Below are 14917 nucleotides of genomic sequence, written 5' to 3'. Positions count from 1 at the left end.
CCAAGGAAAGCCGCCCGCGAGGGGCGATGCCCAAGAGGCGCCAGGTCGTCTGATACTCGAAGCGCTCACAGCGCCCGGTCAAGATATGCCGGAGCGGCGGAACGACAACCCGCTTCAAGAGCTGATTTCCTGTCTCCTCACGGGTAGGGCTCGTCGCGGTTACCTCTTACCTGTCTCCACAAGCGCACCAGCAGGCGGTGCAGTCGTGTGTGGCACGGGGGTTACGGCTGGCTTTCGGTCTGAGCCGCGCCGACACGTAGCAGGCATGAAGAATTGCCGCTGGAGGTCGGAGGCTCGGGCATGCTCAGGGCGTAGTGCGGAGCAAGGTATGTCCTTGGAGTCGCTGCTCAGGTAGCGGTACACGGCGGCGCGGCTGGCTCCGATGATTTTTCCGATGACGGCCGGCGTGAGCCTCTCGGCCTCGAGGTCCCGGGTCTGCACTTCGGCATTCCGTAGATGGTCGTCTGCAATTCACCACGCCCAGCGTGGTCGAGCCAACCGCTGCAGGCACACCGGCCTCTGCGGATCCCCTCAGTGGCCGCTCCGGTCTTACCCGTCGCTTGGTTGGTCCCGGCTGATTCTGCGGAGGGATGCACAGAAGGAGGGATGGCGCACGGCACTCCCTTGATGGAGCGTGCATGGTTTTCCCAACATTTGCTCAGTACCGTGGCGGCATGCTTTCTTGTCCAGTGCTTCGGTGTACAAATCCAGGTGCCGCCTTCGTGGTGGGCAGTCAGGGCGTCAGGGGTGGTTATCGCGAGGCTTATGTCTGCACTGAACATAAAGCCTCGATCGACGCCGGTTCTCTCTGGTATGTGGATGGGCATTCGGTCTTGATAGGTCAGGACATACCTCCGGTCCTGGAGAGGATGTCCGTCCGACCGAGCGTCGGGTCCGAGGGCTTCACTCTCATCCTTCACGTCGCAGGCCAAACTGAACCTATTGATGTTTTTTTGACTCCGACCGGAGCGAGGACGCTGGCCGTGTTCATCAACGCGGCCAGCAGCGACAATCCACCAGCACTGAACGAGGCGCTCCTGCACCGGTCACACTGATCACCTCGGAGCCCGATAGGTTGCAGGTGTGTATCCCCTCCATCGCATCCACGAATACGGTTGGTCGCGGTGGTTCAACCTTTCAGGTAGTTCGAGGTCGGCCGATGAAACACCGCGTCGTCGGTCCGCCCAAACTCCCTGCCATCACCGCAACAGCCATGGCAGCTCCGTCTACAGCGTCGCGCGACGGCAGTGTTAGTTGGACGGCAGCGCCTCCACGGGTGCCGGCAGTGACAAGGTGCACCCTGTCAGCGCCCCCGCAATTACGCCCTTGATCGGCGCTACTGCACAGCAGAATTTGGGCAGGCGAACATACCGGTCGATCTTCGCTGGAATGTTCGTTCTCATCAGCGATCGTGGTCTGGGGATGATCGGGAATCGCTGTGGGATGGTTTTCGGACCGCCGGGTCCATGGTGTGGAACCTATTTTTGGCCTGTGAGCAGGGTGCCCTGGATCGCTGTCAGGGGCACGGTTCCGAAATCTCTTGAATCAATGGACACGCCTCGGTTGTCCCCCAGCACGAAGATGCTTTCGGCCGGCACCTCCACGGGTCCGAAGTAGGTTGCGTCGATGCGGCTGTGGTCGATGAACGGCTCCGGTATGGCAACGCCATCGACGTACAGTTCGGCGTCGCGGATGGCAACCACCTGCCCCTCCCCCGCGACGACCCGCTTGATTGCTGTCCGGCCATCGATGGGGTTCGTGAACGCAACGATTACGCCGTTGCGGATCCCGCCCGCAGCGGCGGACGGTTTGTACAGGAGGACGACAGCACCGGATTCGATGGTCGGTTCCATACTGTCCGACGAGACGGTGAACGGTTCTATCACCCACGCACGGAGGGCGAGAACGACGAGGAGGGGAATCAGGGCTACCACCAGGAGTAGGTGCCGACGTCCTGCGACTGCGCGCACTGGTGGCGGCTGTCGAGGGTACCGACGCCGCCGCCAGACGCTGCCTGGTGGCTGGTTGGCCCTCAACCTACCTCGTCATCCCATACAGCTCGAGCAGCCGTCATCGGATCGTTGACGTCATAGTCGGTTTCCTTCAAGCCGACGCGGAACTGGGCCATCATGTCGTGGTCCTCGTGCGGCAGGTTATGGCAATGCATCATGTAGACACCCTGGTGAGGACCGAATTTCATGAGGAGCCGAACAGTCTCGCCTTCACCTACGTACACCACGTCCTTCGGACCTCGCTCGTAGGCAAAGGGTGCACGCCCGCTTCGGCTGAGGATCTGGAAATCCACCAGGTGGATGTGCAGCGGGTGGAACCAGCCGCCCGAACTGTTCTCGATCTCCCAGATTTCCACCGAGTTGAGCGCAGGATCGGCGATGACTCTCTTGTAGGCGCTGGCGATGACGTCCTGCCAACTGTCGTCGTTGATCGTCCACATATTGGTGATGTCGTTGCGCTTGACCCTGAACCTGCGGGTCTTCACGGACTGCGCGGGTGTCAGCGACATGGCCTCGCTGCCGACCAGTGTGGTGGGAATCCGGTTCCAGGTCGGGTCCGTGGTATCCACCGGTTCGTCGGTCACGTCGAACGCCATGATCTTGCTGGTGAAGTCGTAATCGACGTTGTTCTTGTTGGAAAGATTACGGAGCTCGATCCGTTGCCCCGTTGTGTACTTCCGGAAGTCGATCAAAACCTCGTACCGCTCCGCCCCGGCGTGGCGGTAGTTCGCCACGCTCTGCGCTGCCGGCATCAAACCGCCATCGGTACCGACCACTACGAGGGGGGCCCCGGTGCTGAGCGCGGGCCGCAGGGAGCGGGAGATGGAGCAGTTCAGGATCCGGAACCGGTACACGCGCTTCTGTACCTTCATCACGGGCCAGGGTTTTCCGTTGACCAGGATCACATCTCCCCAGAGCCCCGAGTGGGTGTTGTCGTCGTAGCCCAGCGAGCCGTTCTCGGCGAACATCGCATCGCTGACGGTCAAGGCGACGTCGTAGCGGCCCTGCGGCAACAGCTGCCGTTCGAGGGGATCGTGCATGTGATACTGCGCTGCCAGGCCTGAATACGCGTTCTGAGCGGTGAAGTGGACGCCATGGTCGTGATACCAGAGCGTGCGGGCCGGCTGGAAATTGGGGTAACGATAATCCTTGTAGAACCCCGGATTCGTGATGTCGCTGGCGTAACCGTCGTACTGCGGCAATGACGCGGACCCGTGGAGGTGGGTGGACGTCGAGAGGGCGTGTCCGTCCAGCGGATGTTGGGCCGGGAGCTGATTGCGGATTCTCAGGACGGCTTTCGTTCCCTGGTCCAGGCTGATGGTCGGCCCGGGGAACAGACCGTTGTAGCCGAGGATAGGTGTAGTAAGCCGTGGCAGGATGCTGGCCACAGCGGCCTTTTCCGTCAACCGGTAGTAGTTGACCGGCGCTCCGTCCGCGGCATCTGTGCCTGTGGCATATGGCTCGAGGATCGGTGCCTGGACGAAGGGAACGCGGAATGGTCGCGGCATCTCCCGGTCGTCGAGTCGGCTCACCGACTTGGCGTCCACCGATCTCGTCGGCACAGCTGCTGCACCTGCGCCGAGGACTCCGAGTCCCCCCAGGAGCAGGACCTGGCGGCGTGAAGTAGGCCGTGAAGTAGGCATTGCTGGTCTCCCTTGGTTGGTAAACAGACCATCCCGCACTCAGGTTGGAGATTTCATGCACCCGCTCCGCAGATCCTTGGACAACCCCTAGAAACACCCATGCAAACCCCAAGAAAACAACACCCCACACTCGACGCCCCGGTCATACATACCAAAGAACACCCCCGTATCCCGGGGATGCCCTTTTTCCTGACCTCTCGGTCATACCCAGCACCCAGGAACGCCTGCGCTGATCAGCCCGAGGTAGAACCCCACACCGCAGATGACAGCCCCGTGCTTGTCACCCGCGGTGGTGTCCCTCGCCGAGGGACAGCCCGGGTCCTCCTGGCAGTTTCAGTGTTAGATCGATGGCCCGATCCGGGAGTTCGAACACGAGCACCGCGTCGATGGTCTGCCCCTGGCGAGCCGCCGAAGGAGCAGGAGAAAACCACACCGGCTCCCAGGTCCCATCGCCCAGAGCCGAAACGGCGTACACCGACGGGTCGAAGGACAAACCGTCCTCCTCCATCGCGGTGAGCTCCAGCAGGATCCGAACACGATGGGCGCCCTCCCCGGCCGGATCAGCAAGCGCAGCCGAAGGTGAGGGAGGCATCCACCCGTCGGTCTCCGTTGGTATTACCCCCTGAATACGTGCAAGACCACCATCGACGGTGGCCGACGCACCCAGCAAGGCCGGGGGCGTTCGCGGAGCAGCCAACAGGACCCCCGCAACCACTGCCCCCACGATCATCAACAGGACAACCGGAACAAGAAACCGGATACGACCCCACCTCGACCTGGGACCAGGCAAACCCGAGGAACCCGACGGTGAAGCGGAATGCGACGGCGACGGCGAACGCTCCAGTTCTGAGGAACTACGCGTCGATGTGGGGCCGGGGGAAGCTTTCGATAACATGCCGGCCAGTCTTCCTAGGAGTCCCTAGGGAAACCCTAGGAAGTCCTAGGAATCGACGAAAACACGGACGAAGGCACCGACGATCAAGAGGGACCAGCGACGCTGTCTCCGGCCCGATCGCGGTGCCAGACGGACCCGCGCCCAACATTTCCCGAAGGTGGGCGTCCTAGCTTGTGACCATGCGTGAACCCCTTGCTCACGCAATGAGGCTCAGTGAGGTTGTCATGAAATCTGCACTACACGAACCGGGACAATCGAAGTCCCGCGGCCAGGCTTTCGGACGGACTGCGATCGTCGCGACGGTCTCCGCCGTCCTCGGCGCTACGTCCCTCCTGGCCGTTCCGGCCGCCAATGCGGCCGTACCGGCATTCCCGGACAACGTCGTCGCCTTCCCCGATCGAGACTTCGTCACGATCGAGGGTTATCAAGACCGGATCGGCCAGATGGCAACGGTGGAAGTCAACCGCCCGAACGTCGGTGTGGTCGGTTCGGCACAGAGCCTCGTCTCGGCCGGTGATGTGGCCTTCGAGATCAACCACCCCGGCGGAGTGTGCTGGGGTGCCGGCACGGGTCTGAATGTCACCCCCGACATCCGGCCCGGAGACAGCGTGTCGATCAGGTTCGGCGGCGACGAGGCCGGCTCCACCCTGGTCCAGGACACGTACGTCACGGCCAGCTCCGTCCTGGACGGCAATACCGTGACGGTGAGGGGTCATGTCGGGGCCGGGGTCAATAGGGCTCAGATGGAACAACGCGTTATCGACCCCGCCCTCAAGGACACCAGTATCGGGCGCCGCGACGTCCGAGCAGTTGCCGGACCGCTGACCGCCGATGAGGGGTACAGCTCCAGCCTTGAATTCGGTGTCGACGGCCCCGACACTTTCACCGCCACCTACATCTTCGACGAAACAGCCGCAGCCGAGCTGGTGGCCAATGCCGGCGGTGCGCGCGCCATGGCCTGGCAGGAGGAGGACGCTGACGCCAACCGGCAGGGCCTCACCATTGCCGAGTTCGGCGAGTTGGGTGGCCCCGGAATGGGTGGCTGCCCGAACGGGCCCCTGCAGTCAGGCCCTGCTGGACCCACGAATGTCTCCGCTGCCAAGGTCAACGGCGAACTGAAAGTGAACTGGGCTCCCGCCAAGGCCGTACCCGGTACCCCGGCCATCGACGGGTACCGCGTCACCGCTGTCGCGCAGACCGCTTCCGGGAACGAGCAAGTCGAATCGGGCGTGCGGATCAGCAACCCGCAGGCCTCCAGTACGACCATCAGGGGCCTCAAGACCGATGAGGAGTATGACGTCTACGTGACGTCCGTCAGTGAGGTCGGCGAGACCTTCCCCGCGGTCCATGCTTTCACCCAGACCGACATCACGTCCCCGACTGTCACGGGGTCACCCAACGGCGGGACGTTCTCCACCGCGCAGCAGCTGACACTCTCAGCGAGTGAACTCGGCAGCGATATCTACTACACCACCGACGGGTCAGCCCCTGTCTCTGCCGACATGAGCACTGACCATGCGGTTCTCTACACCGGGCCGATCCCCGTGGCGCAGACCAGCACCTTCACCTTTGCCGCCATCGATCCCTCCGGCAACGTCTCGGACAAGGGTGAAGTGACCTTCACCATCACCAACGACCCGGTACCGGCCGCCCCGACCTTCACCACTGCACCGACTGCAGGGCAGGGAACAGCCGAGGTGTCCTGGACCGCACCCGACTCCGGAGGACCGAACCTCACCATCCTGGGCTACTCGGTCCAGGCCTACACGGCCGACGGCACACCATTCGGCGCTGCCAAGGAGGTCGCCGGAAATGTCACCACGCTGGTCTATGACGGGCTACAGGGTGACACCGCCTACCAGTTCGCCGTCAAGGCGACCAACGAGAACGGAGCCGGACCCGAGTCGGCCAAGAGCGCGCCTGTCACCGTTCAGGGCGCCCTGGTCTCCAATGCAGGCCCGGACCAGACCGTCACACGCCGCATCGCCGCTACCACGGTCACACTCGACGGCACCGGCTCCACCACCGCCGGCGCCACCTACCAGTGGGAGCAGGTCCTGACGGGCACGGCTGACCCGGACAAGGTCACCGTCACCGGAGGCACCACGTTGAAGCCGACGTTCAGCCTGCCGATCTACAGGACCCCGATGACCAACAACCCGCTTACCTTCCGCCTTACCGTCACCGTGGGCGGAACCACGAAGACGGATGAGGTCAAGGTGACACCCGTTGCGGACAGGGTCACCATCAGCCTGGCCCAGTGGAAGACGGGCGATCTGAGGATCGGCGGCACCAGCAGCGTCGTCGGCGGGACCATCACCATCCGCGCTGGCGGTCCTACCGGCCGCATCATCGGAACGGCACCAGTGACCGCGGCAGCCGCCCCCGAAACCGGTGGCGTCTACACCCTTCGGCTGCGCAACGCCGCCGCGGGCACCACCAACCCAGGCCCTGTCTGGATCGAGTCCACAGTGGGAGGCACTGCCGGGCCGACAGCTGTCACCAACAGATAGGTAGAACGACACTCATCAGCACCGGGGTCCGGTTGCTTCCGCAGAATTCTGGGAAGCAACCGGACCCCGGTGCGTCGTGTTCCCTGCATTCACGTTCAACTAAGGCGAGGCAGCCCTGCTCATCCGCACTCGGTCTGTCCGCTACATCCTTTACGCAGCGATGGAAGATTCGCGCCGAAGATTAGCAGCTTGTATGTCGTGGCCGGATGACTAGAACTCAGGACCATTCGAATGAGCAGGGCTCCGGTTGGAAAGTCGGCACCTAGCAGCAGGGGTTATCGAACCGCTCCACGGTCGGCGGGCATGTAACCGCTCTGTTCCGTGTCGGTCACTCCGGTCGTGATCACCGAGGGAGGATGACGACACAAGAACCACCCTGGACACGAGCCGCCGCTCACACTCCTAAGTACTGCCCTGACGAACTGAGTAGCTACTACTCGTGCACACTCGTTCACTTCCTGTTTCTAATGGTGCAAGAGACGGTAGCGAATTCAAACTGGGACAAGACATTGTGATTGCTTTGGAATTTGTGGGGAAAAAAACCGATTTGGCTCAAGCTTCCGAAGCGTCCCGACAATCGTCGGCACTTCAGATCAAGGTTTTGGGTCCACTGGCGATCTGCATTGGTGGCACCACCCTGAACGCGAACGACCTGGGTGGGCCGAAACCCCGTCAGGTCCTGGAAATCCTCCTCCTGAATTTCGGTTCCGCGGTCTCGAAGACCCGAATGATCGATCTCCTGTGGAACGGCAATCCTCCAGCAGGCGCACTGCCTACCCTTGAAAGCTATGTCAGCGTCCTCCGACGGCGTTTGCAGCCAGGAGCCGGCCGGGCAGGCCCCCTGCGCACAGTCACGGGCGGCTACGTGATCGAACCGTCGATCGTGGATCTCGATCTGAACCGGTTTCATACCCTCACCAGATTGGCCGGCGTGGCAGCGCCACCGGACGCGCTGCCATTGCTCACCGAAGCACTCGAGCTTGCTTCGGCTCAGTTGCTCGGGGACGAACTGCTACCGGCCTGGGCCGAAGAGGAGCGGGCCCTGCATGCAGAGCGGGTCGGTCATGCCCGTGTGCTGGCCGCAGAAACCGCGCTCCTCGTGGGAGAAGTAGGTAAGGCGATCGCCTGGGGCAGTGAAGCGGCCCGGGAAGACCCTCTCAATGAACGAGCATGGACTGCCCTCATTCTAGGACTGGAGCAAAACGGTGAGAACACAGAAGCGTTGAGGATATTTGACCGCTGCCGCAGGGTTATGGACGAGGAACTGGGCTGCGCGCCGAGTGAGGTGCTGAAGAAAGCGCAGGCCAGGCTGCTGACGACGACTAGAACGACGAGCGGTCCGACCACTCCCCGGGCGCCCACACGCGTCGTGACGGAGGACCGTTCGAAGGCACAGCCATTGCCCAGGCCGGAGACGGAACGCCTGCGCATTCTCATCGTCGACGATCACACCACGTTCTCAGACCTGCTGGCTGGAGCCCTGGACCGCGAACCTGACTTCGAAAGTGTAGGAGCTGCCAAAACGGTGGAGTCGGCCGCGACGATGTACCTGGAACTGCGACCCGACGTCGTCGTCATGGATCTGTATCTTGACGGCGGGTCCGGGCTCAACGCTGCTGAGCGGATTCTTGCCGAAGCGCCGGAGGCCCGGGTCGTCATGCTGACGGGTAACCCGTCTCAGGAAGCGCTTCGAGAAGCCGCCCGCATGGGAATCTGCGGGTTTCTCCCGAAGGACGGCGCCCTGGGAATCTTGCTCGACACCCTGAGGCACGCCCGCCCAGGGAACATGATCGTGCACCCGTCGCTGGTGGCAAGGCTCGGCAACGCCACCGGATCCGCGCCGGATCCTGCGGAAAAATAGCCAGGCACGCCGACCGTGCGCGGACTTCACGCAGAAAAAGTGAACGACGACTTCTTGACTGCCCCGGACGTTACCGAGCGACGTGAGGTCCGGGCAGCCGTCGCGCGTTTCCTCACGGTCGGTTTTCTGGCTCTCGTTCTGGTGGCAACCCCGGTTGCTTTCTGGATCCGAGCGGAAGCGGAACAGCATGCCCTGGCCAATGCGAGGGACATGACCCAGCGTCTGGCCGATAACGTGGTCGGGCCGTTGATCACGAGCCAGCTCCTTGAAGAAGACCCCGCCGCACTGGAATTACTCGAGCAGAGGTTGGCGCCGTGGCTGGCCAACGACCACGTGACGAGGATCAAGGTGTGGGACGAGCGCGGCCGGGTGGTCTACTCGGATGTGGAATCACTTATCGGGCAGGATTTCGAGCAGGAGGAATGGGCCCGCCTGCTTCTTGAAGGAGGGCCGGCGACAGCCACCCTTGAATCCCAAACTGCGGAAGAAAACGAGTACGAGGCCGATTCGGGCGAACTCGTCGAAGTCTACGTCCGTTCCACCTCCCAAACCGGCGCCCCGATGATCTTCGAAACATACTCGTCAGGCGCGGGAGTGCGCCGCGAACAGCAATCGGTCCTGGTAGGCATGATTCCACCGACCTTGCTGTCATTGGCAGCCCTGCAATTAGCGCAGCTGATTCCGGCCGTCCGCCTGGCACGCAAGATCCAGGACCATCAAGCCACGCGTACCGCGTTGTTGCACTGCGCCATCGAAGCGTCGGATCAGGAGCGCCGGCAAATCGCCACCGAACTCCACGACGACGTCATCCAGGACCTCTCCGGGCTGGCATACGCCCTGGAATCAGAAGAACGCCGCGGTCCACCCTCGCTGGGCCCTGTCTTCACGAACGCCCGGACGATGCTGCAGAACGATATCCGCCTCCTGCGCGCCATGACCAGCGAGCTCTACCCCCCTGACCTCGAGGAGCTCGGACTGAAGGCCTCCCTCATGCGACTGGAGGCACCACTGGTAGAGCGCGGAATCGCCTTCAGAATCGACATCCCGGACAATTTGGTGCTAGATCGGGACCACACAGTCCTGGTCTACCGCGTGGCACGCGAAGCGTTGGTCAACGCCACCAAGCATTCCTCCGCGCAATCGGTACACATTCGGATCCGACAGACGAACCGGCAAACCCTCATCACAGTCTCGGACGACGGTATCGGCTTCAACCCGATCGAGCCCTGCCCGGAAGGCCACTTCGGCCTCAGGATCCTCGGAGACACCATCCGACAAGCCGGGGGCTCCCTCGAAATACGCTCCGCGCCGGGTACTGGCACGTCCGTCACCGCGACCTTCAGCGTCATTGCTCCCACCGTCAATTTGATCGGGAAAACCTTTTCGCGCTCCTCACCTATGAACTCCTCTACACGGAACAGGCGACGAACGAGTGCAGGCCCGGTACCATTCCTCCTGCCGGCCAAACGATGAGCATCGACACTGACCACGGCTGGCCCGGCATCAGACAGGGGGTTGACGAGCCCAATTCTGAACGCTGGAGAACCGGAACCCATCAGGAAATGAGCTCTTTTGGTGTTACTCGGGCAGAAGGAGCCCAAGGTTCAGCGTCGTTGCTAGCCGGGGCTGGTAGTTGAGTTTCTAAGCGTCGGGTCCATCAAGTAGTAACCGCCTTGGTCCGGGCGATCCGGCTTGTTGATGAACTCTAAATTTCAGTTCGTCCACTGGCTGGGCCGCTTGACGACTCCCTACCCTTCGGTAATAGTTAGGCATGTGCCTAACTATTACGACAAGCTCGATTCCGTGCTCCGCGCTCTCGCGGATCCTACGCGCCGGGCCATCGTCGAACGGCTGGCGAAGTCCCCAGCCGTCGTGTCCGAACTCGCGGCACCGTTCTCGATGGCGTTGCCGTCGCTCATGCAGCACCTGCGTCTCCTCGAAAACGCGGGTTTGGTCACGTCGCAGAAGCAAGGACGCGTGCGCACTGTGAGCCTGCGGCCGGGCGCCCTCGACGTCCTGCACCTGTGGCTCGGTGAGCAACGAACCTCCGCCGAACGCCAAGCCGACCGGCTCGGCATGCACCTGATTCGCGCCACCCCAAAGGAAACCTGACATGACCCGCATCCGCATGAGCCTGTTCACTTCGCTGGACGGCTACACCTCGACAACCGGCCTTTCCCTCGAGAATCCGATGGGTGAGGATTGGGGGCGCCTCACGGAGGCGTATATCGCGACCCGCACAATGCAAGAGCGCTTCGGTGAGACCAACGGCACCGGCACGACCGGCATTGACGACTTTTACGCCGCCGCGTTCTTCGAGGGCGTAGGCGCCGAGATCATGGGCGCAACAATGTTCGGCCTGACCGCGTATCCCGGCGATCCGGACTGGAAGGGCTGGTGGGGTGAGCGGCCGCCGTTCGGGACACCGGTCTACGTCCTTACCCACACCGCACCGCGTCCCTCGATCCCGATGGAAGGTGACACGACGTTCCACTTCCGCAGTGGCTCGATCGAGGACGTGCTTGCCGAGGCGACCGACGCCGCGGGCGGCCTGGACGTGCGCGTGGGCGGTGGAGTCGGCATCGCGCGCGATTTCCTGCGCGCGGGTCTGGTCGATGAGTTGCATCTCTTGATGGCCCCGGTTGTTCTCGGCCGGGGAACTCGACTATGGGACGACCTACCCAGCCTCGACCTGACCCATAAGGTGACTACGGAAGTGGCCGAGAGCGGCACGATCCACGTCACCTTCAGGCGATAGGCATGCACATGACGATCGAACGCCGACTCGCCCGCGCGGAGTTCACCCTTACCCGCGATTACCCCGTTCCCCTCGAGCGCGTTTGGGATGCCTTCGCCATAGAGGACCAGAAGCTGCACTGGTTTGGCGGCGGCGACACCGTCGAGACCGGCGTGTGGGTGTTCGACTTCCGCGTCGGCGGACGCGACATCGACGAGGGTGCGTTCCACGGCGGTCCGGTCTCGCGGTACGAGGCTACATACACCGACATCGTGGAGCATGACCGGATCGTCACGACGTACGACATGTGGATCGACGGCGCCCACATGTCGACATCGGTGGCGTCATACGAGTTCGAACCGATCGACGAGGGCACCCGGTTCACGCACGTCGAGCACGGCGTCTTCTTCGACCAGTTCTGGGCCGACGGGCCGAACCGCGAGGAAGGCTACCGTGGCCTGCTCGAGGCTCTAGGTAACTACCTCGCGTGACGTATCTTCCAGGAGGGCGCGGAGACTGAGCAGCCAGGTTGCCGTCCAGGTCGAATGTTCTCCTGCGGTGATTGGGATCTCCACAGGGTGCGGGCTGAGTCGCCCCGGCTTCCGCGCCGCTGCCTGCCGCAGCCGTGCCCCGGCCGCGCCTTAGCTGCGGGGAAGTGAGAGCCGGTGAGGCATTTCGTGCCGCCTGCTCAGGGATCCCAGCTGAAGGTTGCTGACGAAAACACTGTCGGCCACGACGTCGCGCAAGTCCCCGTTCTGCCGGTAGACGGCCCGCTGCCGCCGGGCACCGGTTCCCCGCGCAAGGACCTGCCGCACCAACGATTCCACAAGCACCGCTTCGCCCTGTTCCTTGAGGACCGGACGGACCTCGGCGAGGAGGGCGGAGATGACCGAGGCGGCTTCCATCGGCTCGTTCCGCACTGGATGGAGCAGGTCGCCGTCCATCCCGGACCTGCCTGCACGCCAGGCTGCCAAACGGAGCTGGGCCGTCGGAACCGGAAGGGGCGGCTCCCCGGCGCGCCACTGGCGGGCGGCGGTCTCAACGAGTGCCCGGATCAGCGCGGCCAGGAGCACGGTGTCGTCCGGGTGCAGGCACACATCCCCGATGCGCACCTCGACGGTCGGATGGTTGTGGCTGAGCCTGGCATCGAAGTAGATCTGTCTCAGATCAAGTGGGACCCCCGTGAGAAGGTGGTCCCTGACGCACTGGTGGTAGTTCTCGGCCGTTCCGAAGATGTCACACGGGCCCGCCAGCGGCCACCGGTTCCAGGCCTGGGACCGGAAACTCGCATATCCGGTGTCCTCGCCGTTCCAGAACGGGGAGTTCGCGCTGAGCGCCGCCAGGACCGGAAGCCAGATGCGGATCCGGTCAAGCACCGCCACCCCCTCCTCATCCGAGACCACGGCGACGTGGACATGGCAGCCGCAGGTGAGCTGCTCCCGGGCGGTGAGGGCGAACCTGTCCATCATGGCCTGATAGCGCAGACCGGGGCTCACCCGGGACCGGACCGGAAGCGGGGACATCGCCACCGCCGCGGTCCTCGCGCCGAGGGCCCGCGCAGCGAAGTCCGCAGCGGCCCGGCAGGCGCCGACCTCGGCCGCCAGGTCCTCAAGGGAGAGGTGGGGGCGGGTGCAAACCTCTATCTGCTCCTGCTTCATCTCACTGACCAGGCCACCGCCCACCCCGGACCCCTGAAGGGCCTGCGCCAACGGCAGGGCCTGCCCGTTCACCTCATCGACAATCAGGAATTCTTCCTCCACGCCAACGGTGCGCATCAGCGTCCCTCCGGAGGCCCGGAGTCCGCAGAGAACCGGGAGGAAATCGCGGGATACGCATGATGCAGCCGCAGGGAGTGGGGCGATCGAGGCAGAATGGCCATTGGCTACTCCCGAACCGGAGAACCACAGGCCCGTTGCTGAACCTCACGTGGTGGTAGGACACAAAGGATAAGCCCGCTTATCAGTCGGTACAAGGGTGGCCGCATCCCCTCAGCCTGGTTGATCCGCGTCGTCGGACGGCACTTCAGGAGCCGGAGTGATGAGCGAAACGTCCCGGTCACGGCAGGCCACGGTTCAGCCCCGCGCCTCACCCGGCCGGCCGGTGGCCGGAATCAGGGTCGCTCCGGGTCATGTCGGCCGAGTTCCTCCCAAAGGAAGGCCAGCGTCGCTGCGCCGGCTTTCAGGACGTCCACGCGGACGCTCTCATCGCTGTCGTGCCAGTTGTCTTCCACGAGACCCGTTCCGAAGAAGACAACGGGAACCTTCAGCGTCGATGAGAGCAGATCGGCGGGTCCGCCGCCGGCGTTTCCCATTCGCCTCACCGCCTCGGTCCTGAAGCCTTTGGCCATTGCTTTCGAAAGACTCTCCAGCACCGGGTTATTCGGAGTTCTATAAAACTCCTGCGCCGTTTCGGTGTCGAGGGACAATCGGTAGGTGTAGCCGTCGCTGATGGTTGTTTCCGCCCACCGCCGCACCTGATCCGCCACGTCCTGGACTTTCTGGCCGGCGACAGTACGGATGCTCAGGTCTGCGGCCGCCATGGACGGAACAGCCGCACGCTTCACGCCTATTGGATCCCCTGCTGCCAGGGCGATGACTTCCAACGCTGGGCGCTCCCACAGCTGCTCAAAGACCGTGTAGTCTTCCTCCCCCAGAATGCTCCGGGTGTGTGAGCGATCAAGCCAGTCCTGCGGGTCGAACGGCAGGGCCGCCAGCTCGGCCCTGCGGGATGGCGACACTTCCTCGACGTCGTCGTAGAACCCCGGAAAGGTGATTCTCCCCTTGTGGTCATGAAGCCGTCCGAGCAGCCTGCTCAGTTCAAGGGCCGGGTTGGGGCTGTCCCGGACACGGCGCCGCTATGAATATCGGTGAGCGGGCCGTGGATCTCGATGCGTACGCCCAGCATGCCGCGGATGCTGGTACAGATGGCAGGGCTCTCCGCCTGCCACAGCAGGGTGCCGGGAAAAACCACAGCGTCCGCCTCGAGCCGGGACCGGTTGTTGTGGAGGAGGTTCTCGAGCCCGGGTGATCCAGCCTCTTCTTCACCCTCGATGATCAGCTTGAGGTTCACCGCCGGAGCCGAGCGCCCCGTCGCCTTCAGGTGGGCGCGGACCCTCCAGAGGTGGGCCATCACCTGGCCCTTGGCATCGGAGCTTCCGCGGCCATACAGCCTGCCGTCCCGAAGTACCGGCTCGAACGGGGAGGTCTGATCCCAATTCTCTTCCTTGACCGCCCGCACATCATGATGGCTGTAGATC

Annotated in this window: 12 protein-coding genes; 6 read left to right on the top strand and 6 right to left on the bottom strand. The window is 63.4% G+C overall.

The window, feature by feature from the left end:
• Positions 1–1478: 1478 nt before the first annotated feature.
• The 3 genes from lepB to RCH21_RS07180 all read right to left on the bottom strand — a co-directional run bounded on the left by lepB (position 1479) and on the right by RCH21_RS07180 (position 4247).
• Entirely contained in the window at positions 1479–1970 is a 492-nt protein-coding gene (gene lepB, locus RCH21_RS07190) for a signal peptidase I (RefSeq protein WP_326963767.1), read from the bottom strand.
• 62 nt (positions 1971–2032) lie between these two features.
• Entirely contained in the window at positions 2033–3655 is a 1623-nt protein-coding gene (locus RCH21_RS07185) for a multicopper oxidase family protein (protein ID WP_326963766.1), read from the bottom strand.
• Positions 3656–3935: 280 nt separating this feature from the next.
• On the bottom strand, positions 3936–4247 hold the full coding sequence (locus RCH21_RS07180; protein WP_326963765.1) for a hypothetical protein: 312 nt from the start codon (positions 4245–4247) through the stop codon (positions 3936–3938).
• A gap of 527 nt (positions 4248–4774) precedes the next feature.
• On the opposite strand from RCH21_RS07180, the gene RCH21_RS07175 reads away from it, so the two are divergent.
• The 6 genes from RCH21_RS07175 (at position 4775) to RCH21_RS07150 (ending at position 12152) form a co-directional block, all read left to right on the top strand.
• Positions 4775–7063, top strand: coding sequence for a fibronectin type III domain-containing protein (locus RCH21_RS07175; RefSeq protein ID WP_326963764.1), 2289 nt, complete (start codon positions 4775–4777; stop codon positions 7061–7063).
• A 511-nt stretch (positions 7064–7574) separates the two neighbouring features.
• On the top strand, positions 7575–8924 hold the full coding sequence (locus tag RCH21_RS07170; protein WP_326963763.1) for a response regulator: 1350 nt from the start codon (positions 7575–7577) through the stop codon (positions 8922–8924).
• A gap of 39 nt (positions 8925–8963) precedes the next feature.
• Positions 8964–10397 carry a sensor histidine kinase gene (locus RCH21_RS07165; protein ID WP_326963762.1) on the top strand — a complete coding sequence of 478 codons (1434 nt, stop codon included), beginning with the start codon at positions 8964–8966 and terminating at the stop codon, positions 10395–10397.
• A gap of 300 nt (positions 10398–10697) precedes the next feature.
• A complete protein-coding gene (locus tag RCH21_RS07160; RefSeq protein ID WP_120147002.1) occupies positions 10698–11036 on the top strand; it encodes an ArsR/SmtB family transcription factor in 339 nt (112 codons plus the stop codon).
• A 1-nt stretch (position 11037) separates the two neighbouring features.
• A complete protein-coding gene (locus RCH21_RS07155) occupies positions 11038–11682 on the top strand; it encodes a dihydrofolate reductase family protein (RefSeq protein WP_326963761.1) in 645 nt (214 codons plus the stop codon).
• A gap of 8 nt (positions 11683–11690) precedes the next feature.
• Positions 11691–12152 carry an SRPBCC domain-containing protein gene (locus RCH21_RS07150; RefSeq protein WP_120147538.1) on the top strand — a complete coding sequence of 154 codons (462 nt, stop codon included), beginning with the start codon at positions 11691–11693 and terminating at the stop codon, positions 12150–12152.
• Between the two features lie 150 nt (positions 12153–12302).
• Here the strand turns inward: RCH21_RS07150 and RCH21_RS07145 are convergent, their stop codons facing one another.
• The 3 genes from RCH21_RS07145 to RCH21_RS07135 all read right to left on the bottom strand — a co-directional run bounded on the left by RCH21_RS07145 (position 12303) and on the right by RCH21_RS07135 (position 14898).
• Positions 12303–13436 (bottom strand): glutamate--cysteine ligase, encoded by a 1134-nt coding sequence (locus RCH21_RS07145; RefSeq protein ID WP_326963760.1) that lies wholly within the window; start codon positions 13434–13436, stop codon positions 12303–12305.
• A gap of 335 nt (positions 13437–13771) precedes the next feature.
• Complete coding sequence (locus RCH21_RS07140; RefSeq protein WP_326963801.1) at positions 13772–14434, bottom strand: hypothetical protein; 663 nt, start codon at positions 14432–14434, stop codon at positions 13772–13774.
• A gap of 38 nt (positions 14435–14472) precedes the next feature.
• Positions 14473–14898: a M20/M25/M40 family metallo-hydrolase gene (locus tag RCH21_RS07135; protein WP_442784682.1), complete on the bottom strand. Its 426-nt coding sequence runs from the start codon at positions 14896–14898 to the stop codon at positions 14473–14475.
• Positions 14899–14917 lie beyond the last annotated feature (19 nt).

Source organism: Arthrobacter sp. PL16, assembly GCF_035985055.1.
Lineage (GTDB): Bacteria > Actinomycetota > Actinomycetes > Actinomycetales > Micrococcaceae > Arthrobacter_D > Arthrobacter_D cheniae.
Note: the sequence above shows the minus strand (reverse complement) of the source record. Positions and strands in the feature narration are given on the sequence as shown.

Excerpts from the sequence above, each read along its gene's own strand:
- RCH21_RS07185 (WP_326963766.1), bottom strand. The coding sequence starts at position 3,655 with ATGCCTACTTCACGGCCTACTTCACGCCGCCAGGTCCTGCTCCTGGGG.
- RCH21_RS07180 (WP_326963765.1), bottom strand. The coding sequence starts at position 4,247 with ATGCCTCCCTCACCTTCGGCTGCGCTTGCTGATCCGGCCGGGGAGGGC.
- RCH21_RS07175 (WP_326963764.1), top strand. The coding sequence starts at position 4,775 with ATGAAATCTGCACTACACGAACCGGGACAATCGAAGTCCCGCGGCCAG.
- RCH21_RS07155 (WP_326963761.1), top strand. The coding sequence starts at position 11,038 with ATGACCCGCATCCGCATGAGCCTGTTCACTTCGCTGGACGGCTACACC.
- RCH21_RS07150 (WP_120147538.1), top strand. The coding sequence starts at position 11,691 with ATGACGATCGAACGCCGACTCGCCCGCGCGGAGTTCACCCTTACCCGC.
- RCH21_RS07145 (WP_326963760.1), bottom strand. The coding sequence starts at position 13,436 with ATGCGCACCGTTGGCGTGGAGGAAGAATTCCTGATTGTCGATGAGGTG.